The sequence below is a fragment of the Naasia sp. SYSU D00948 genome (genome assembly GCF_017916515.1).
In the GTDB taxonomy this organism is placed as follows: Bacteria; Actinomycetota; Actinomycetes; order Actinomycetales; family Microbacteriaceae; genus Naasia.
This window is the reverse complement of the sequence record NZ_JAFMTA010000001.1, coordinates 1480873-1498664: the sequence shown is the minus strand read 5'-3', so window position 1 is coordinate 1498664 and position 17792 is coordinate 1480873. Positions and strand designations below refer to the sequence as shown.

The window sequence follows — 17792 nt, the reverse complement described above, 5'->3', positions numbered from 1 at the left end:
TCTAGTTTCGCGCCATGAGCCCCCTCGCCGCTGCAAAGCGAGAGCCCCCGGCGCCATGCGCTCGGGGGCTCTTCCGCTTCGTGTCAGCGCCAGCTCACTGGCAGCTGTCGCACTGCAGGAGGTCCATCGGGTCGACCGGGACCGCGTAGCCGAGTTCGTTGTCGAATTCCATGAGCGTCTCCCCTTCGATGAGCTGTCGCTGTCATCCACCTTGCGGTAGTGCTTCACTATATAACGGGAATGACACTCGTGTCATTCCATAGATGTTGTGTCCCGGGCGTGTCGGTGCCCCCAGTTTAGGAGGGGCCTCCGACACTCGCCCTAGGCTGGCGGGAAGCCTGAGACGCGCCCGGGAGGTGCCCGATGAGCATCGCTTCCGCGCCGCTTCCGAGCGGCCGCCAGTTCGCTGTCCTGTGGGGTCTCGAGCGGACGTTCGGCGGCATGACTTCCGCGATGCTGAGGCGATCCCGGACGTTCGCGCAGTCGACGGGGGCCCCCGTCGACATCCTCACCTTCGACGCCCGGGACGACTACGACCGGATCGTGAGCGATCTGCGCGCGGACGGGAGACTGGACCCTCTCCTGCGGGTCCGGAACCTCTGGGACGAGCTGACGGACGCCCCGGCGCGGCCGGGACCGCCTGCAGGAACGAAGGCGGCTGCGCTCGACGGCTTCGCCCCCCTGCCCGCGGGAGGCCGCACGAGCCTCCGCCGGGCCGCCGACGGCACACTGCTCCAGCTGGACCGCCGCCGTCCCGACGGCACTCTCGCCATCAGCGACCGCCGGGACACCCGGGTGCCCGGAGAGCTGGGCGGCCGCTCCATCGTGCTGTGCGATGCCGCGGGAGTCCCGGTCTTCGGCTTCACGAGGGCCCGGCCGTTCTACCACTGGTGGCTCGACACCGTCCTCGGCGATGAGGACGCGTTCCTCGTCGTGGACAGCAAGGCGGCCGCCGGCGCACTGCTGGAGTACCGGTCGCCGCGGGCGACGCGCATCCACGTGCTGCACAACTCGCATCTGGACGGGGAGTCGCGTCCCTGGGCACCGCTCAAGCCCACGCGGATCGACGTCCTGCCCCGTCTGGACGACCTCGACGCGGTGGTGGTGCTGTCGGAGCGGCAGCGCGACGACCTCGCCGTCCTCCTCGGACGCTCCGACGCCGTGCACGTCGTGCCGAACGCCGCCGCACTCCCGACGCCGTCGCCCCCGGAGCCGCGCGACCCGCTCCGGGGCGTGCTTCTCGGCAGCCTCATCGACCGCAAGCGCGTCGACGACGCCATCCGGGCCGTCGCCCTCGCCCGGGAGTCGGGCGCCGACGTCCGGCTCGACGTCTACGGCGAGGGTCCCCTGCGGCCGGAGCTCGAGGCCCTCGTGGCGGAGCTCGGCGTCGCCGGCCCGGTCGTGCTCCACGGCTTCCGCCCGGACGCGCTCGACGAGTTCCGTCGCGCCTCCTTCTTCCTCCTCACGAGCCGCTCCGAAGGCTTCCCGCTCGTCCTCACCGAGGGGATGTCGCGGGGCTGCATCCCGATCAGCTACGACATCCCCTACGGACCGGCGGACATCATCGAGGACGGGCGCAGCGGCTTCCTGGTCCCGCCCGCCGACGTTCCGGCCCTCTCCGACCGCATCGCCGCCATTGCTCGCGGGGTTCCGGACGGCATGCGGGAGCAGGCGGCGCGGCAGGCGTCCGCCTTCTCCGACGAGGCGGTGCTGGAGCGCTGGCGGACGGTGCTCGAGCGCGCGCGCGAACGACATCTCCGGCCGGTGCCCTCGTTCACCGCCGAGATCCGCGACTCGCGGTTCGTGCGGCGGCGGGATTCGTTCGCAGTGTCCGCCGACTTCCGGCTCCGCGGCGTGGACGTCTCCCCCGACCAGGTTTCGGCGGCCGTGACCCTCCGCGGACCCGACGCCGTCGTGCTGAGGGCCGTCGGCGGGGTCCGGCGGACCCTCCGTCACGGCATCTGGAGGGCGGCGGTCCAGTTCCCTCAAGGGGCGGCCGCGTGGCTGCCGGAGGACATGCCGCTCACGCGTGAGCTCGAGCTGCGGATCCAGGGCGGACTCGTGCGGCTGCCGCTTCACGACTGACGGCGAGGCTCTCGCCGAGACTGCGGGCCGCCTGGACCAGCCCGTCCAGACGGCCCGCAGGATTCCCGAAGGCAACGCCCCGGCTACCCGAAGGGAGCGCCCAGCCCAACGTAGTGGTTCGGCGGGGTCCGGTCCACCCCATTCGGGGGACATCTCGAACCGGTCCGTCTGTGGTAGGGAACTCGAGCTCTCGGTGATGGCGCGCCGGCCTACGCCCGCCCCTGCAGGATGAGGTGCCAGTAGACCCAGGGCAGCACGTACCGGTCGGCGAGCCAGGTGAGGCGCCGTTCGCGCGCGAGCCCCGGCCAGAACGGGATCGTCGGCTGCGGCCGGTACTCGTCGTCGAACTCGGCGAAGACCATGGTCCTCCGCGAGACGGTGAAGGGGCATACCGAGTACCCGTCGTACCGGGCGACGGGCTCTCGGCCGTCCAGCGCCGCGACCAGGTTGCGGGCCAGCACCTTCGTCTGCTTGCGGAGCGCCCCGCCGGACTTCGAGTTGGTGGTCGCGGCCGCGTCCCCGAGCGACCAGATGTTGGGGTAGCGCGCATGCCGCAGAGTGCGCGGGTCGACCTCGACGAAGCCGCCGGGGTCGCCGGGAGCCGGCAGCGGGCTCGCCTTGAGGAAGTCGGGGGCGGACTGCGGGGGAACCACGTGGAGGTAGTCGTAGGCGATCCGCTCCGTCCCGTCCGCGGTGGAACCGATCAGGGCGGTGCTGCCCGGCGCATCCACCTCGAGCAGCCGCGCCTCGCGCCGGACCTCGATGCCGTACTCCTCGACCTTGCGCTCGAGCTCTTCGTCGATCGCCGGCATCCCGAACATCGTCGGTGTGGGGACGACGAACACGACCCGGATGTCGGCGAGCACGCCGGTCGCCCGCCAGTAGTCGCAGGCGAGGTACATCGGCTTCTGCGCTGCTCCCGCGCAGCTCGCCGGTCCCGGCGGCTGAGTGAACACCACCGTCCCGGCCCGCAGGTCGCGCAGGCGGCGCGACGCCGTCCCGAGCAGCTCGAACGCGTAGTGCGACGCCGCCGCACCGGTCCGGATCGCCTCGGACAGGCCCGGGATGCTGTCCCAGTCCTCCTGGATGCCCGGGCAGACGATCAGGTGGTCGTAGCCGAGCTCCTCGCCGGAGGAGAGGCGCACCGTGTCGGAGTCCGGGTCGAACTCGGCCACGGCGTCCTGGATCCAGCCGACCCGGCGCGGGATCACGTCGGCCTGACGGCGCACCGCCTGGCTCGCCCTGGCCGTGCCGCCGGCCACGTGCGAGAACAGCGGCTGGTAGCGGTGATGCTCGCGGGGCTCGACCACGACGACGTCGTCGACCCCGTAGCGCGCGAGCCGGCCTGCGACGGAGAGACCCGCGTTGCCGCCGCCGACGACCACGACGCGATGGTGCGAGGTCACGAGGCGCGCCGCGGGAGGATCGTGGGAGTGTCCATCGCCCCAGGCTAGGGAGCGAACCTTGGTGACCGGCGACCGCAGGGAGGGAACCGTCGTGGCCGACGACGAGCGCGCAGACGCCTACACGATCACGTTCAGCGAAGAGCCGAGCGCCGACGACAGTCGCGCGGTGCGAGAGGGACTCGACGCGTACAACGTCCGTCACGTCGGCCCCACGAACTGGGAGCCCCTCGCCCTGTTCGTCCGCGACGCAGCCGGCAGGACTATCGGCGGCCTCACCGGAGGCACGTACTGGGGCTGGCTCTACGTCGAGACGCTCTGGCTCGACGAGTCGCTGCAGGGTCAGGGCGTGGGCACGGAGCTCCTCGAGCGCGCCGAGCGGGCAGCGCTCGAGCGCGGCTGCCGCCACTCGATGCTCGACACCATGTCCTTCCAGGCGCTCGGCTTCTACGAGAAGCAGGGCTACAGCGTCTACGGAACCATCGACGACATGCCGGCCGGATCGGGGCAGGAGCGGTACTTCCTGAGGAAGCGGCTGCAGTAGGGCGTGGGGAGTCGAGCCAGGTCCGGGTGGCCAGGTGCGCCTTGAGTCAGGCGGTGACGGGCAGGATCTCGGACAGGAGCCGCTGGACACGCTGCTTGATGTCGTCTCGGACCTCGCGGACGACGGTGATGTCCTTGCCGGCCGGGTCGACGAGCTCCCAGTCCTCGTAGCGCTTGCCCGGGAAGAAGGGGCACTCGTCGCCGCAGCCCATGGTGATCACGACGTCCGATTCCTTGACCGCCTCAGTGGTCAGGATCTTCGGCACGTTGCCCGCGATGTCGATGCCCTCCTCCGCCATGGCCTGCACGGCGACGGGGTTGATCTGATCCTTCGGGGCCGAGCCGGCGGACAGCACCTGAACGCGTCCCTGGGACAGCTCCTCCATGTAGCCGGCGGCCATCTGGGAGCGGCCGGCGTTGTGCACGCAGACGAACAGGACGGTGGGGGTGTCGCTCATTTGGTTCTCTCCTTCACGGCTCGCTTGAAGCATAGGCGCCTATCTATGGGTCGAGAAAGGTGTCGCGGAGAGGTTTCACCGGTCGTTCACCGGAGACGGAAGGTTCATCTGGGTCAGGAGGGACCGGACGCGTGTGGAGATGTCATCGCGGATGAGGCGGACTTCGTCGATCGACTTGCCGACGGGGTCGGGCAGATCCCAGTCCAGATAGGTCTTGCCGGGGTAGATCGGGCAGGCGTCGCCGCAGCCCATGGTGATCACGTAGTCGGATGCGCGAACGACTTCGTCGGTGAGCGGCTTGGGGAACTCGCCGGCCAGCGGCACGCCGATCTCGTCGAGGACGCGGACGATCGCAGGGTTCACGTCCGGCGCCGGTTCCGATCCCGCCGTGCGCACCTCGACCCTGTCTCCGGCGAGGAAGCGGAGCATCGCCGCCGCGAGCTGGGAGCGGCCGGCGTTCTGCACGCAGACGAAGAGGACCTCCGGCACCGCCGCGCGGAGGTGGCGTTCCGCGCTCGCGAGGGCGCGCAGCCGGTCGGCCGCGAACTTTCCCGTCAGCGATGGGAGGTACTTGGTGATCTTGGCCCGGGTCGCGAGCATCTCGTAGCTCTCCCGGACGTACCGGTCCACCGTCTCTGGCGAGAACATCCCCTCGAAGCGGAGGGCGAGGTCGTCGGCGATGCGGCCCAGCACGGATTCGTCGTGTTCGGCGGGAGCGGCGCCATGGAGCAGGTCGAGGACCTGCGGAAGGCGTTCCGGACGGATGGAGTACCAGGCGACCCGTCCCTGCTGGTCGCGGTCGAGGATGCCCTCGTCCACCATGATGCGGACGTGGTGGCTGACGGTCGGCTGTCGGAGTCGGAGCCGCTCGGCGAGCTGACCGACGAGCGCGCGCCCGTCGGGGCTTCCGACGATGAGGCTGAGGATCTGCATCCGGGTCGGGTCGGTCAGGGTCCGGGCGGTTCGCGCGGCCCGCTCCGCGACACTCCGCTCGACGACGTCGAGCTCGTGTCCGTCCGGCATGGCCGCGAGTCTACGAGGGTCGGGGCCATGCCGGACGGACATCAGCAGCAGGAGGAGCCGCCTCCGATTCCTGTCGAGCAGACGCCCGTGGCGGGGAGGACGAGTTCGACGTTGCGCGCGGCCCGGACGTCTCCGTCGAGGAACGCGACGATCGAGCGCACCTGCTCGTACCCGGTCGCGAGCAGGAACGTGGGCGCGCGGCCGTAGCTCTTCATGCCGGCGAGGAAGAAGTTCGGCTCCGGCTGCTCGAGCTCGGCGAAGCCGTGGGGCTCGACCGTGCCGCAGGTGTGGACGTTCGGGTCGATGAGCGGCGCGAGACGCTTGGGCGCCTCGACGATCTCGTCCAGCTCGAGGCGGATCTCGCGCAGCATGTCCAGGTCGGGGCGGAAGCCGGTGGCGTTGACGACGAGGTCGACCTCGATGCTCGAAAGGCCATCGCCACGACGACCCACGAGCTCGACGCGGCCGTCCGAGGTCCTCCGCAGCCGGACGACCTCGAAGCTGTCCACACGTTCGATCGTCCCGGCGTCGACCAGGGCATCGACGCGGGCCCCGATCGAGGCGCGGGCCTGGAGCTCGTCCTCAGCGGAGGTGGTGACGCGGACGGCGCTCTTGTTCCGGATCACCCAGACGACCTCGGTGCCGGGCTCCTCGGCGGCGAGCGTCGCGAGGTTCAGCAGCGTGTTCGCGGCGGAGTGACCGGCGCCGACGACGGCGACGCGACGGCCGGCGAAGCGCTTCCGCTCCGCGCCGAGCACATCCGGCATCGCGCTCGTGACCTGTTCGCCGACCTCGTCCAACCCGAGAGGGTCCAGGCCGCTGGAGCCGAGGCTGTTCGAGGTCCGGTAGGTCCCGGAAGCGTCGATGACGGCACGGGCCGTGACCTCCCTCACGCCGTCGGCGGTGCGCAGCCGCAGCAGGAACGGAGTCTGAGCGCGTCCGGTCGAGCGGGTGCGATCCATCCCCTCTCGGCTCACGCTGACCACCTCCGCTCCGGTCAGGGTGCGCGACGCGATCGCGGGAAGGGCGGCCAGGGGCGCAAGGTAGTCGGCGACGAGCTCGCCCCCGGTCGGCAGCCCCTCGGGCTCCGGCTCGGCCCAGCCGGCGGCGGAGAGCAGACGGCGCGCGGCAGGGTCGACGAGGTGCTTCCACGGCGAGAAGAGACGGATGTGCCCCCAGGCGGCGACAGCAGCACCGGCCGACTTCCCCGCTTCGTAGATCGCGAAGTCCTGACCGCGCTCCAGCAGGTGAGCCGCGGCGGCGAGGCCGATGGGTCCGGCGCCGATGATGGCGACCGGCAATCCGTCGAGTCGAGAGGACCGGACGACAGGGGCGGCAAGGTCGATGAGGGTCATGTTCTCTTCCTGGTCCATAGGCGCCGACCCGGCGCCGCATCGAAGTTCATCGATACGGAGTATCTCGAGCTGTATCGAAGATTGTCAATACAGCGCTACGATGCTGACCATGGCCTCGTCGACCCTGCTTCCCCTCACCGACATCTCGGCGTGCTGCTCTCCGATCACGAGGGAGACGCTCGACTCGGAGCAGGCGGAGCTGCTGGCCCGGAAGTTGAAGGCCCTCGCCGATCCCGCGCGATTGCGGCTGATTTCGATCGTCGCCGCCTCCGAGGATGCGGAGGCGTGCGTCTGCGACCTCACCGAGCCGATCGGGCTGAGCCAGCCGACGGTCTCGCATCACCTGAAGCTCCTGACCGAGGCGGGCTACCTGACTCGCAGCCAGCGAGGGAACTGGGCGTACTACCGGCTGGTCCCGGGCGCGCTCGACTCGGTCGCCGAGCTCCTCGTCACCGCGTGAGCGGCGCGGCGACTCGCAGGCTCGTCGCCGAGTTCCTCGGCTCCCTGCTGCTCTCCGCACTCGTCGTCGGCTCCGGCATCGCCGCGCAGACCCTCTCACCGGGTGATGGCGGTCTGCAGCTGATGGAGAACGCACTCGCGACCGCGCTCGGCCTGTTCGTGCTGATCGCGGTCTTCCAGCACGTCAGCGGCGCGCACTTCAATCCGGTCGTGTCCGCAGCGGACGCCGCGCTCGGCTACCGGCCCTGGCGGGATGTCCTCGCCTACGTCCCGGCGCAGATCCTCGGCTGCATCGCCGGCGCCATCCTCGCGAACGCGATGTTCGACGTGGGTGCCCTCAACTGGAGCACCACCCACCGCCTGACTGGGCCACATCTTCTCGCCGAGGTGGTCGCCACCGCGGGCCTGGTGCTCGTGATCTTCTCGCTCGCTCGTTCCGGCAAGGCGCACCTCGCGGCGCCGGCCGTCGCGGCGTACATCGGCGCGGCCTACTTCTTCACCAGCTCGACCAGCTTCGCGAACCCGGCGATCACCGTCGGCCGCATGTTCAGCGACACCTTCGCCGGGATCGCGCCGACATCGGCTCCCGGGTACATCGGCGCGCAGGTGATCGGGGGTGTCCTCGGCGTTCTCGTCGTTCGCTACCTCTACCCGAAGCGGCGCCCGCACGAGCCCCTCGTTGAGGAGCGCGCCGATGAGCAACTGGAGCAACTGCCGACGGGATCGAGCCTGCCGGGGTCAACCTCAACCCGGAGGTCGTAGATCGCCTGGCTGGACGCCGAGGCACTCGGCGAGCTCGCTCGTGGTCGGCATGGAGCCGAGGCCGAGCTTGGAAGTAGCGGGGGCGGGACTTGAACCCGCGACACCACGATTATGAGCCGTGTGCTCTAACCACCTGAGCTACCCCGCCGCGGCTCCAGTCCCGCCGAGGCGGTGCTGGAGGTCGAGCCCCGAAAGGGGATTGAACCCTTGACCTTCTCCTTACCATGGAGATGCTCTACCACTGAGCTATCGGGGCGCGTGAAGGCGGCGGAAACGTGCCCCTCGCCTTCGGCACCGTAAGAGGTTAGCACCTCCTCGGCGTCTCCCTTGCCGCCCCGGCCGCCTGGCTAGGGTGCTGGGGTGACGATCGCAGACGACACCTCCCAGACGCCCGAGCAGGTCGCCGACCCCGCGCCGGTCGCGACCACGCCAGGGGGAGACGAGTGGTGGCGCTCCGCCGTCATCTACCAGATCTATCCCCGCTCCTTCGCGGACGCGAACGGGGACGGGATGGGCGACCTCGCCGGCATCACCGCCCGCCTGACCGCTCTCGCGGAGCTCGGCGTCGACGCGATCTGGCTCTCCCCCTTCTACCGTTCGCCGCAGCGCGACGGCGGCTACGACGTCTCGGACTACTGCGACGTCGACCCGATCTTCGGCACCCTCGAGGACTTCGGCCGACTTCAGGAGCGGGCCCACGAGCTCGGCCTCCGGGTGATCGTGGACCTCGTCCCGAACCACACCTCGTCGGAGCACGCGTGGTTCGAGGAAGCTCTCGCCGCCCCCGAGGGGAGCCGGGAGCGGGCGCGCTACATCTTCCGCGACGGCCGGGGCGAGAACGGCGACGTTCCGCCGAACAACTGGGAGTCCGTGTTCGGGGGCCGCGCCTGGACCCGCACCGCCCGGCCCGACGGCTCCCCCGGCCAGTGGTACCTGCACCTCTTCGACGAGAGCCAGCCCGATCTGGACTGGAGCAACCCGGAGGTCCGCGCGGAGTTCGTCCGCATCCTCCGCTTCTGGCTGGACCGGGGCGTCGACGGCTTCCGGGTCGACGTCGCGCACGGTCTGGTCAAGGAGGAGGGCCTGCCGGACTACGCCAAGCCTCTGACGGGTGGCTCGATGGGCGGGGCCGGCGTGCCGCTCACGCCCGAGATCGAGGCCGAGGCCGCGCAGGAGCCCCCTACCCCGCCCTACTGGGGCCAGGAGGGCGTCCACGAGATCTACCGGGAGTGGCGGCGCGTGCTGGACGAGTACGAGGGCGACCGGATGCTCGTGGCCGAGGCGTGGGTGGATCCGCTGCCCAAGCTCGCCAAGTGGGTGCGGCCGGACGAGATGGACCAGGCCTTCAACTTCGCGTACCTCGAGACGCCGTGGGAGGGCCCCGCGCTGCGCCGTGTCATCGCCGACTCGCTCTCGGCCTTCGGCGCTGTCGGCGCGCCCAGCACGTGGGTGCTGTCGAACCACGACGTCGTCCGCCATGCGAGCCGGCTCGCGCTGACTGCCGAGAACCCTCAGGGGGCCGGCATCGGGCCGAACAGCGACGGCAAGCCGATCCCGGACCTCGGGATCCGGCGCGCTCGGGCCGCGTCCCTGCTCATGCTCGCCCTGCCGGGCAGCGCCTACGTCTACCAGGGCGAGGACCTCGGCCTGCCCGAGGTGATCGACCTCCCCGACGAGGCGCGGCAGGACCCGACCTGGTACCGCACCGGAGGCGAGCGCTACGGACGCGACGGGTGCCGCGTGCCCATTCCGTGGGAGGCGTCGGCGCCCGCGTACGGCTTCAGCCCGACCGGCAGGACGTGGCTCCCGCAGCCGGAGGAGTGGGCCGAGCTGGCGCGCGATGCGCAGCAGGGGGTACCGGGCTCGACCCTCGAGCTCTACCGGCGGGCGCTCGAGCTGCGGCGCGAGCACGGCCTCGGCAGGGGTGCGATCGAGTGGCTGCCCGGCTACTCGGAGCAGGTCGTCGCGCTCGTCGTCGGCGAGGTCACCGTCGTCGCCAACACGGGCGAGACTCCGGTCGAGCTGCCCGCCGGCGAGGTGCTGCTCTCCAGCGAGCCCCTCTCCGAGGCGGCGCTGCCGGCCGACACCACCGTCTGGCTTCGCGTCTCGGGCTGACCTCAGCCGACGTGGTGCTCCAGCCACGCCACGGGATCGACGTGCTGCGTGCCGCCGAGGCGGATCTCGAAGTGCAGGTGCGGGCCGAAGCAGAACCCGGTGTCACCGACGGTTCCGATGAGCTGGCCCACGGACACCGACTGACCCGGATAGACCGCGAGGGAGCCGAACTCCATGTGGGCGTACACCGAGGACACGAGCTCGCCGTCGATGCGGTGGTCGATGATGGCGTGCACGCCGAGGCCGTTGTCCGACTCCTCGACGTAGCGGACGACGCCCTCGGCGATCGCCTGAACGGGAGCGCCGCGGCCCGGCAGGAAGTCGGTGCCGCGGTGCTGCGTCACGCCACAGGAGGCGCAGAGGACGCGGGGCCCGAACTGGTCGGACATCGGCACGCCGACACCGATCGGCCACTGGACCTTCCAGCTCGGGTCGTTGAAGTACGAAGCCCTGCGTCCCGCCGTCACCGCGAGGAGCTTCTTCCTCAGCGCGGTCACCGTGTACTGGTCCCGGCTGATCGGGACGTCGGCGCCGCCGCTCACGGCGGCCAGCTGCTGCGGCTCCGCCGACGTCACGACGACGGAGGGCGCGTAGGCCTCCGCGAGTTCCGCAGGCGTGATCAGGACGTTGATGGGCACGACCGTCACGAGGGTGACGGCAGCCACGAAGACGATGGTCAGCCCGCTGAGGAAGGTCCGGCGCACGGTCGGCTTGGGCGCCCGCGCGGACGACGAGCTCCCGCGATGGTCGAGCGAGACGGGGCGCCGGCGGAGTCCGGGACGGCTCGCGCTGGCTCTCCTGACGCGTCGGCTCGACGGGTCGGAATCTCGCAGAGCTGCCTCGGTGAACTGCACGTCTGATCGCCCCCCGGTCGTCGGACGGGGCTCACACTACCGGTCGCCCCGTTCGGGGGGCGGCGCAGTCCGACGGCGCGTCGGTCAGCCGACGCGCGCGGACAGCCAGGCGTAGGGGTCGATCGGGTCCCCGCCACCCGGGCGGAGCTCGAAGTGCAGGTGCGGTCCGGTGGAGGCGCCGGTGTTGCCCACCCGCCCGATCTGGGTGCCGATCGGCACCTTCTGGCCCTGCACGACCGTCAGCGAGCCGAACTGCAGGTGGGCGTAGGTGCTCGTGATGACCTGACCGTCGACGAGGTGCTCGATGACGACGTGCACGCCGAGACCGACGTCGGACGAGACGACCTGAGTCACGACCCCGTCCGCGATTGAGTAGACCGGGTTGCCCTCACCGGGCAGGAAGTCCGTGCCGGGGTGCATCGACGAGCAGCCCGAGCACGGGGAGACGCGGGGACCGAAGTCGTCGGACAGGCGGAGCTCGCCGTCGAAGGGCCAGCGGACGGCCTCCGCCGTCGACATGGCGACCGCGACGGGGCCGGTGGGCGTGGTGACCGTGATTTTGGGAGCCGACGTGGCGGTGTAGTTGTCCCGGCTGATCGCCGCTGCGGCGGCGGAGGTCTCCGCCAGGCGCTGCGCCTTGGCCGTCACCGAGCCGGTGGTCTGCACCGACACGAGGTCGTCGCCGTTGAGGACCGCGTTGGCGGGCACCGACGTCACGAACGCCATCGCGACGACGGACAGCATGGTCGTCGCCGTGACGATCGGCCGCGCGACGCGCATCGAGAGCCCGCGACGGGGGCGGGGCTGGCGCGGGCCTTCGACCCAGCTGGAGCGGCGACCGCGCCGGGTCGGCGCGGGGGCCGCGGCAGAACGCCGGGGGGCTGTGCCGTCGGAGCCGGGCACGGGGACGTACGAAGAGGGGGAAAGCTGCACGCGTAGGAGTCTCGGGATCAGCGCGGCGAGGGGCTCGCCGGGAAACGGGCACGGTTCGGGTATGCCCCCCGTACGAGGGCCGCCAACCACCGTAGAGGCCGACGCCACCTAAAAGCGAGCGAGTGATCGGAATTCGGAGGTTCCGCTCAGGTTCGCTTACCTGCTGCGAAGCGTCTCGACGAGGACCGCGAGCTCGCTCGCGAGCTCCGGAGCGGCGGCGACCAGAAGGTCCTTGCCACCGGGAGCACCGTCCCTGCCCACCACCGCGGCCCCCGCCTCGGCGGCGATCAGGGCTCCCGCGGCGTGGTCCCACGGATTCAGGCCCCACTCATAGTAGGCGTCGAAGCGGCCGGCCGCGACTCCGCACAGATCGAGGGCGGCGGAGCCGATGCGGCGGATGTCCCGCACCTGGCCGAGCACGGCCGAGGCGACGTCGATCTGCGGCCTCCGGCTGTCGAGCGCGTAGGCGAATCCGGTGCCGACCAGCGCGCGGTCGAGGGCCACGTCCCGGTTGACCGCGAGCTCCACGTCCCCGAGCCGCGCTCCCCCGCCGGCCTTGGCGGTGTAGACCTCGCCCGTGACCGGGTTGAGGACGCATCCGGCGAGCGCCCGCCAGGTCAGCGGGTCCGGGTCGCCCTCGACGACGGCGATGCTGACCGCCCAGGCGGGGATGTCGTAGAGGAAGTTGACGGTCCCGTCGATCGGATCCACGACCCAGGTGAGCCCGCTCGTGCCGCCGCCTGCTCCGGACTCCTCGCCGAGGAAGCCGTCGTCCGGACGGGCGTCGGCGAGGAGGGAGCGGATGAGCTCCTCGGCGTCCCGGTCCGCCTGGGTGACGATGTCGATGGGCGAGCTCTTCGTCGCCGCGACCTCGACGCCGTCCCGACGCCTTTGGAGGGCGAGCGCACCGGCCGCGAGGGCGGTGTCGCGGGCGATGAGCAGCAGTTCGTCGAGTCCGTGCGGGGCGAGCGTCATGTCTCCATCCAACCGCGCGGGATGGGATGTGCGGTGTCCGGGAGCGCTTCTCGTCCTCCACCCGCTGACGACGACGAAAGGACCGCCCTGCGGGCGGTCCTTTCGTCGTTCGTGGCGAGTGAGGGATTCGAACCCCCGAAGGCTATGCCGGCTGATTTACAGTCAGATCCCTTTGGCCGCTTGGGTAACTCGCCAGGCTGCTCCGGCCGAATCGTTCGATCCGACCGGAGGCGCTCGACAAGGATACAAGCGGCGCCGACGCGGGCGAAATTCGCCCGGCCCCCGCCTCCCGCGGCCGGGGTCACGGCAGCAGCGTCGCGGCGATCACGAGCACCGGCAGCCCTGCCTGCCCCGCGGCGCTGCGCCACAGCTTCGGCTCGGAGACCCCGAGCACGATCCCGAGCACGATGTGGCAGGCGGCGACGAACAGGACGAGCGTGCGCCCCACGACCACCTCGCCGGTGTTGACGAGGATCACCCCGAGGATGCTGCCCAGTCCGAAGACCATGTTGTAGAAGCCCTGGTTCACCACCCACAGGCGAACCGCTCGCCGATCCTCCGGCCGGATGCGGAAGATCGGGAACAGCCGCGGGTGCCGGTAGAAGAATGACTCGAGGATCCCGACCCCGATCCCGGTCAGCCCGAGGAGGACGGCGAGGATCTGCGCGACGACGTTCATGTCGCCTCGGAGGGCTCCGGGGTGGGGCTGAGGGGCCGGTACGTGCGCCAGAACGAGTAGAACTGGACGCCGCCGATCCCGACCGCGACGAGGGCGTGGGCGAGCCCGACGACGGTGCCGATCGTGATCGCGAGGCCGGTCGGTCCACCCGACGCCAGGGTGATCGTGGCGCCGAGCAGCCCGAGCAGCATCGACACCACGACGATGATGAAGATCATGCTGCTGCCGGACAGCTGACTGAGCGAGCTCCTCCTGCCGAGGAAGAAGTACGTCCGGCTCATCCCCTCCTCGTCGTCGTGCGTGGAGGCCATGAGGTAGGGCGCTACCCCGGGGTCCAGCTCGACATAGGCGCCCCGGAGCCGGTTCATCGCGAGGACGTACATGAGGTCCTCCTGTCCCACGTTGAGGACCCGGACCTGCGTCAGCACGCCGACCACGCAGATGAACGCGAGGACCACGACCGCGAACAGCCGGAACGACTCGCCGAACCCCGTGGCCTGCCCGATGAGGGCGAGGCTCACGAGCCCCGCCGACACCAGGGTCAGGAACATGTTGATGCGCACGAGCACCTCGCTCTGAGTCGTGCTCCGGGAGGCGAGGAGGCTCCAGTGCTCGGTCGCGAGCAGCTGCGCGCGGTACGAGGGGGGTTCGCCGCCTGACTCGGGCATCGTCTCGCCGTCCTATCGCCTCCGTCGGATGGGGCAATGATCCACCTCCGGCGCACATCCGGGCAACGGCTTCACGTCATACGGGAACGGTCTCCGGGGCGTGCCCGTCGCCGCGGCGGTCCGCCCGTCGCGCGCGCTTCTCGTCGATCAAGGCCATGACGGGCGTCGCGGCCACGCCGTGGATCAGGATCGAGCCGACGATGACGAGGCCGACGATCCCCCAGATCCGCTCCTCCTCGGGGAACTCGCCGTGCGTGAGCGCGAACGCGACGTAGAAGAGGGAGCCGACGCCCCGGACCCCGAAGAAGGAGATGACCGCCCTCTCCCGCGGGCCCGTCTTGCCGGGCGTGAGCGCGGCCCAGCCGGTGACCGGGCGGATCACGAGGAGGAAGGCGGCGGCGACGAGGATCTCCAGCCAGCCGACGCTCGCCAGCAGCCCTCGTGCGACGGCTCCGCCGAGCAGCACGATCACGACCACGGTGAGCAGGCGCTCGACCTGCTCGACGAAGTTGTGCAGCACGCCGTGGTACTGGTGCGTCCGCTCCGCCGCGCGGATCGCGCACGCGCAGACGAAGACGGCCACGAAGCCGTAGCCCTCCGCGAGCTCCGCGACGCCGTAGGCGAGGAAGGTCGCCGCGAGCGCGACGAAGCCCTCCGCGCGCTCCGCCAGCTCGAGCCGCTCGGCGATCGACGAGAAGAACAGCCGGCCGAGCGCCCAACCGGCGAGCAGCCCGACCGTGACCCCGACCGCCAGCCGCCAGCCGACGTCGACGAGGAACCAGGAGCCGAGCCACTCGAGCGAGCCCGCGCCGGCGAGGCTGACGGCGATCGCGGCGTAGGTGAACGGGAAGGCCAGCCCGTCGTTCAGTCCGGCCTCGGAGGTGAGGGAGAAGCGGATCTCGTCGTCCGCCGCCTCCGCCTCGGTGACCGGCTCGCTGACCTGCACCTCGGTCGCGAGCACGGGGTCGGTCGGCGCCAGGGCCGCAGCCAGGAGGAGGGCGGCTGCGGCACCCAGGCCGAGCACCGCCCACCCGAGGACGCCGACCGCGAGCATGGAGAGCGGCATCGTGATCGCGAGGAGGCGCCACGTCGACGACCAGCCGCGCCACGAGACGCGGCGATTGAGGGCGAGCCCCGCTCCCATGAGCGAGATGATCACGCACACCTCGGTGAGGTGCAGGGCCAGTTCGGCGTGCTCCATCGGGTCGGGAGCGGGGAGGTCGGGCAGGAGCGCGAAGCCCAGCAGGCCGGCGGCCAGGAAGACCATCGGCATGGAGACGGGGAGCCGTCCGAGGACTCGCGGGAGCAGCGCGGCAGCCAGCATGGCCACGCCGACGACCGCGAACGGGGCGCCGCTGCCGTCGAACTCCAGCACCTGCTCACCCTAGGCACGGCGCATCGGGCGCCCGCCGACCTTGACAGGCGCTCCGCGGCCGCTCGTTACCATGGCGTCATGGCAGATTCCTCGTTCGACGTCGTGAGCAAGGTCGACCGGCAGGAGGCCGACAACGCCCTCAATCAGGCGCGCAAAGAGGTCGAGCAGCGCTACGACTTCAAGGGCACCGACGCCTCGATCGCGTGGAGCGGCGAGACGATCCTCATCAAGGCCAACAGCGAGGACCGCGCCAAGGCGGTCCTCGACGTGTTCGAGACGAAGCTCATCAAGCGCGGCATCTCGCTCAAGAGCCTGGACGCCGGCGAGCCGCACGCGAGCGGCCGCGAGTACCGCATCGAGGCGAAGCTCAAGGAAGGCATCGACCAGGAGCACGCGAAGAAGATCAACAAGCTCATCCGGGACGAGGCGCCGAAGAGCGTGAAGAGCCAGATCCAGGGCGACGAGCTGCGGGTGCAGTCCAAGAGCCGGGACGACCTCCAGGCGACGATCGCGCTGCTCAAGGGCGCCGACCTCGACCTCGACCTCCAGTTCGTCAACTTCCGCTGATCGCGCTCCCCCTCGTCCGCGTCCCCCGAACGCGTGAAAGAGGGATGTGAGAAGCGCTCAGTAGACTGCCCGGCATGGATTCCGCCAGTGCCACGCTGGCGGTCACCGTCTTCCTGATCGTCCTCGACCTGACGATCCGAATCGGGGCGGTCATCGTCATCCCCCGCAACCGGAAGCCGACGTCGGCGACCGCGTGGCTCCTCCTCGTCCTCTTCCTCCCCTACGTCGGCCTGATCCTCTTCCTCCTGATCGGCAGCCCCAAGCTGCCGAAGCGGCGGCGGGAGCGGCAGCGCGAGATCGACCGGTTCATCGTGGAGACCACGGAGGGCATGGACCGGGTCAACACGACGCCCGGGTGGCCCTCCTGGCTCGAGTCCGTGGTGGAGCTGAACCGGAGGCTCGGCTCCATGCCGATGGTGGGCGGCAACTCGGCCCACCTGCTGCCCGAATACGACGACGCGATCCGGGCCATGGCCGACGAGGTGAACCGCGCGCGCCGCTACGTGCACGCGCAGTTCTACATCCTCTCCGCGGACCGGGCCACCGAGCCCTTCTTCGCGGCGATCGAGAACGCCGTGCGCCGGGGCGTGACGGTGCGGGTGCTGCTCGATCACGTGGCCTCGCTGCAGTACCCGGGATACCGCAGGACGATCCGCCGGCTGCGCAGGTCAGGGGCGGAGTGGCACCTGATGCTCCCGGTGCAGCCGCTCAAGGGGCGCTGGCAGCGACCCGACCTCCGCAACCACCGCAAGCTGCTCGTGGTCGACGGCAACGTCGCCTACATGGGATCGCAGAACATGATCCACCGCAGCTACAACCGCTGGATCAACCGGCGACGCGAGCTGCAGTGGAAGGACCTCATGGTCCGGCTCCGCGGCCCGATCGTCGCGGGGATCAACGCGATCTTCATCACCGACTGGTACGGCGAGACGGGCAAGTTCCTCGCCCGCGAGGCCGAGCCGATGGACGACCACGTCGCCGAGCACATGCTCGACTGCCAGGTGGTGCCGAGCGGCCCCGGCTTCGAGGGCGAGAACAACCTGCGGCTCTTCAACGCGCTCCTGTACTACGCGCAGGAGCGCATCGTCATCTCCTCGCCGTACTTCGTCCCGGACGAGTCGATGCTCTACGCCATCACCACCGCGGTCCAGCGCGGGGTGCGGGTGGAGCTGTTCGTGTCCGAGATCGGCGACCAGTTCCTCGTCTACCACGCACAGCGCTCCTACTACCGGGCGCTGCTGGAGGCCGGCGTCGTGATCTGGCTGTACCACCGTCCGGTCGTGCTCCACGCCAAGCACGTCACGGTCGACGATCAGGTCGCGGTCATCGGCTCGAGCAACATGGACATGCGGTCCTTCAGCCTGAACATGGAGGTCTCGCTGATGGTCCGCGGCCGCGACTTCGTCGACCGGCTGCGCCGCGTCGAGGACGACTACCGCCGCGCCAGCCGCCGCCTCACCCTCGAGGAGTGGAGCGGCCAGCACTTCGCGGGTTCCGTCGTCGACAACCTGGCCCGTCTGACCTCCGCCCTGCAGTAG

The 17792-nt window shown here is 70.6% G+C and carries 17 protein-coding genes and 3 tRNA genes; 7 read left to right on the top strand and 13 right to left on the bottom strand.

Translation table 11 applies throughout. From position 1 onward, the window contains the following. The first annotated feature begins 363 nt into the window (after positions 1-363). Positions 364-2085, top strand: a complete 1722-nt coding sequence (locus J3P30_RS07105; protein WP_210480228.1) for a glycosyltransferase — start codon at positions 364-366, stop codon at positions 2083-2085. A 209-nt stretch (positions 2086-2294) separates the two neighbouring features. Here J3P30_RS07105 and J3P30_RS07100 read toward each other — a convergent pair whose 3' ends face one another. Continuing rightward, positions 2295-3491 carry an NAD(P)/FAD-dependent oxidoreductase gene (locus tag J3P30_RS07100; RefSeq protein ID WP_210480227.1) on the bottom strand — a complete coding sequence of 399 codons (1197 nt, stop codon included), beginning with the start codon at positions 3489-3491 and terminating at the stop codon, positions 2295-2297. 61 nt (positions 3492-3552) lie between these two features. On the opposite strand from J3P30_RS07100, the gene J3P30_RS07095 reads away from it, so the two are divergent. Next, positions 3553-4032 (top strand): N-acetyltransferase, encoded by a 480-nt coding sequence (locus J3P30_RS07095; protein ID WP_210480226.1) that lies wholly within the window; start codon positions 3553-3555, stop codon positions 4030-4032. 46 nt (positions 4033-4078) lie between these two features. On the opposite strand, the gene J3P30_RS07090 is transcribed toward J3P30_RS07095, so the two are convergent. The 3 genes from J3P30_RS07090 to J3P30_RS07080 form a co-directional block, all read right to left on the bottom strand. Next, a complete protein-coding gene (locus tag J3P30_RS07090) occupies positions 4079-4489 on the bottom strand; it encodes an arsenate reductase ArsC (protein WP_210480225.1) in 411 nt (136 codons plus the stop codon). Between the two features lie 75 nt (positions 4490-4564). Then, on the bottom strand, positions 4565-5512 hold the full coding sequence (locus J3P30_RS07085; RefSeq protein ID WP_210480224.1) for a metalloregulator ArsR/SmtB family transcription factor: 948 nt from the start codon (positions 5510-5512) through the stop codon (positions 4565-4567). Between the two features lie 41 nt (positions 5513-5553). Then, the gene (locus J3P30_RS07080) at positions 5554-6867 is read right to left on the bottom strand and encodes an NAD(P)-binding domain-containing protein (protein ID WP_210480223.1); all 1314 of its coding nucleotides are present in this window, start codon (positions 6865-6867) and stop codon (positions 5554-5556) included. Positions 6868-6976: 109 nt separating this feature from the next. Here J3P30_RS07080 and J3P30_RS07075 point away from each other — a divergent pair, with 109 nt between their 5' ends. Both J3P30_RS07075 and J3P30_RS07070 read left to right on the top strand, forming a co-directional pair. Further along, complete coding sequence (locus J3P30_RS07075) at positions 6977-7327, top strand: metalloregulator ArsR/SmtB family transcription factor (protein WP_210480222.1); 351 nt, start codon at positions 6977-6979, stop codon at positions 7325-7327. Further along, positions 7324-8088, top strand: a complete 765-nt coding sequence (locus tag J3P30_RS07070) for an MIP/aquaporin family protein (RefSeq protein ID WP_210480221.1) — start codon at positions 7324-7326, stop codon at positions 8086-8088. Before J3P30_RS07075 ends, J3P30_RS07070 begins: the two co-directional genes overlap by 4 nt. Positions 8089-8162: 74 nt before the next feature. On the opposite strand, the gene J3P30_RS07065 is transcribed toward J3P30_RS07070, so the two are convergent. Beyond that, positions 8163-8236: transfer RNA gene (locus tag J3P30_RS07065), tRNA-Met, on the bottom strand. Positions 8237-8272: 36 nt separating this feature from the next. Next, positions 8273-8344: transfer RNA gene (locus J3P30_RS07060), tRNA-Thr, on the bottom strand. Positions 8345-8448: 104 nt separating this feature from the next. On the opposite strand from J3P30_RS07060, the gene J3P30_RS07055 reads away from it, so the two are divergent. Continuing rightward, positions 8449-10203, top strand: coding sequence for a glycoside hydrolase family 13 protein (locus J3P30_RS07055; protein ID WP_307807431.1), 1755 nt, complete (start codon positions 8449-8451; stop codon positions 10201-10203). 2 nt (positions 10204-10205) lie between these two features. Here J3P30_RS07055 and J3P30_RS15555 read toward each other — a convergent pair whose 3' ends face one another. The 7 genes from J3P30_RS15555 to J3P30_RS07020 all read right to left on the bottom strand — a co-directional run bounded on the left by J3P30_RS15555 (position 10206) and on the right by J3P30_RS07020 (position 15636). Beyond that, entirely contained in the window at positions 10206-10907 is a 702-nt protein-coding gene (locus tag J3P30_RS15555) for a M23 family metallopeptidase (protein WP_210480220.1), read from the bottom strand. 234 nt (positions 10908-11141) lie between these two features. Further along, a complete protein-coding gene (locus tag J3P30_RS07045; RefSeq protein ID WP_210480219.1) occupies positions 11142-11837 on the bottom strand; it encodes a M23 family metallopeptidase in 696 nt (231 codons plus the stop codon). Between the two features lie 309 nt (positions 11838-12146). Then, the gene (locus tag J3P30_RS07040) at positions 12147-12965 is read right to left on the bottom strand and encodes an inositol monophosphatase family protein (protein WP_210480218.1); all 819 of its coding nucleotides are present in this window, start codon (positions 12963-12965) and stop codon (positions 12147-12149) included. A 112-nt stretch (positions 12966-13077) separates the two neighbouring features. Further along, positions 13078-13159: transfer RNA gene (locus J3P30_RS07035), tRNA-Tyr, on the bottom strand. A 107-nt stretch (positions 13160-13266) separates the two neighbouring features. Further along, on the bottom strand, positions 13267-13644 hold the full coding sequence (locus tag J3P30_RS07030) for a DUF1304 family protein (RefSeq protein ID WP_210480217.1): 378 nt from the start codon (positions 13642-13644) through the stop codon (positions 13267-13269). After that, entirely contained in the window at positions 13641-14312 is a 672-nt protein-coding gene (locus J3P30_RS07025; RefSeq protein ID WP_210480216.1) for a hypothetical protein, read from the bottom strand. The genes J3P30_RS07030 and J3P30_RS07025 overlap by 4 nt, the downstream gene beginning before the upstream one ends. A 76-nt stretch (positions 14313-14388) precedes the next feature. Further along, positions 14389-15636: a sodium:proton antiporter gene (locus J3P30_RS07020; protein ID WP_210481905.1), complete on the bottom strand. Its 1248-nt coding sequence runs from the start codon at positions 15634-15636 to the stop codon at positions 14389-14391. A gap of 129 nt (positions 15637-15765) precedes the next feature. Here J3P30_RS07020 and J3P30_RS07015 point away from each other — a divergent pair, with 129 nt between their 5' ends. Then, the gene (locus J3P30_RS07015; RefSeq protein ID WP_210480215.1) at positions 15766-16254 is read left to right on the top strand and encodes a YajQ family cyclic di-GMP-binding protein; all 489 of its coding nucleotides are present in this window, start codon (positions 15766-15768) and stop codon (positions 16252-16254) included. A gap of 74 nt (positions 16255-16328) precedes the next feature. Further along, positions 16329-17792: a cardiolipin synthase gene (gene cls / locus J3P30_RS07010; RefSeq protein WP_210480214.1), complete on the top strand. Its 1464-nt coding sequence runs from the start codon at positions 16329-16331 to the stop codon at positions 17790-17792.

Excerpts from the sequence above, each read along its gene's own strand:
- cls (WP_210480214.1), top strand. The coding sequence starts at position 16,329 with ATGGATTCCGCCAGTGCCACGCTGGCGGTCACCGTCTTCCTGATCGTC.
- J3P30_RS07085 (WP_210480224.1), bottom strand. The coding sequence starts at position 5,512 with ATGCCGGACGGACACGAGCTCGACGTCGTCGAGCGGAGTGTCGCGGAG.
- J3P30_RS07105 (WP_210480228.1), top strand. The coding sequence starts at position 364 with ATGAGCATCGCTTCCGCGCCGCTTCCGAGCGGCCGCCAGTTCGCTGTC.
- J3P30_RS07045 (WP_210480219.1), bottom strand. The coding sequence starts at position 11,837 with ATGCGCGTCGCGCGGCCGATCGTCACGGCGACGACCATGCTGTCCGTC.
- J3P30_RS07015 (WP_210480215.1), top strand. The coding sequence starts at position 15,766 with ATGGCAGATTCCTCGTTCGACGTCGTGAGCAAGGTCGACCGGCAGGAG.
- J3P30_RS07080 (WP_210480223.1), bottom strand. The coding sequence starts at position 6,867 with ATGACCCTCATCGACCTTGCCGCCCCTGTCGTCCGGTCCTCTCGACTC.
- J3P30_RS07075 (WP_210480222.1), top strand. The coding sequence starts at position 6,977 with ATGGCCTCGTCGACCCTGCTTCCCCTCACCGACATCTCGGCGTGCTGC.
- J3P30_RS07040 (WP_210480218.1), bottom strand. The coding sequence starts at position 12,965 with ATGACGCTCGCCCCGCACGGACTCGACGAACTGCTGCTCATCGCCCGC.
- J3P30_RS07020 (WP_210481905.1), bottom strand. The coding sequence starts at position 15,636 with ATGCTGGCTGCCGCGCTGCTCCCGCGAGTCCTCGGACGGCTCCCCGTC.
- J3P30_RS07090 (WP_210480225.1), bottom strand. The coding sequence starts at position 4,489 with ATGAGCGACACCCCCACCGTCCTGTTCGTCTGCGTGCACAACGCCGGC.
- J3P30_RS07030 (WP_210480217.1), bottom strand. The coding sequence starts at position 13,644 with ATGAACGTCGTCGCGCAGATCCTCGCCGTCCTCCTCGGGCTGACCGGG.
- J3P30_RS07025 (WP_210480216.1), bottom strand. The coding sequence starts at position 14,312 with ATGCCCGAGTCAGGCGGCGAACCCCCCTCGTACCGCGCGCAGCTGCTC.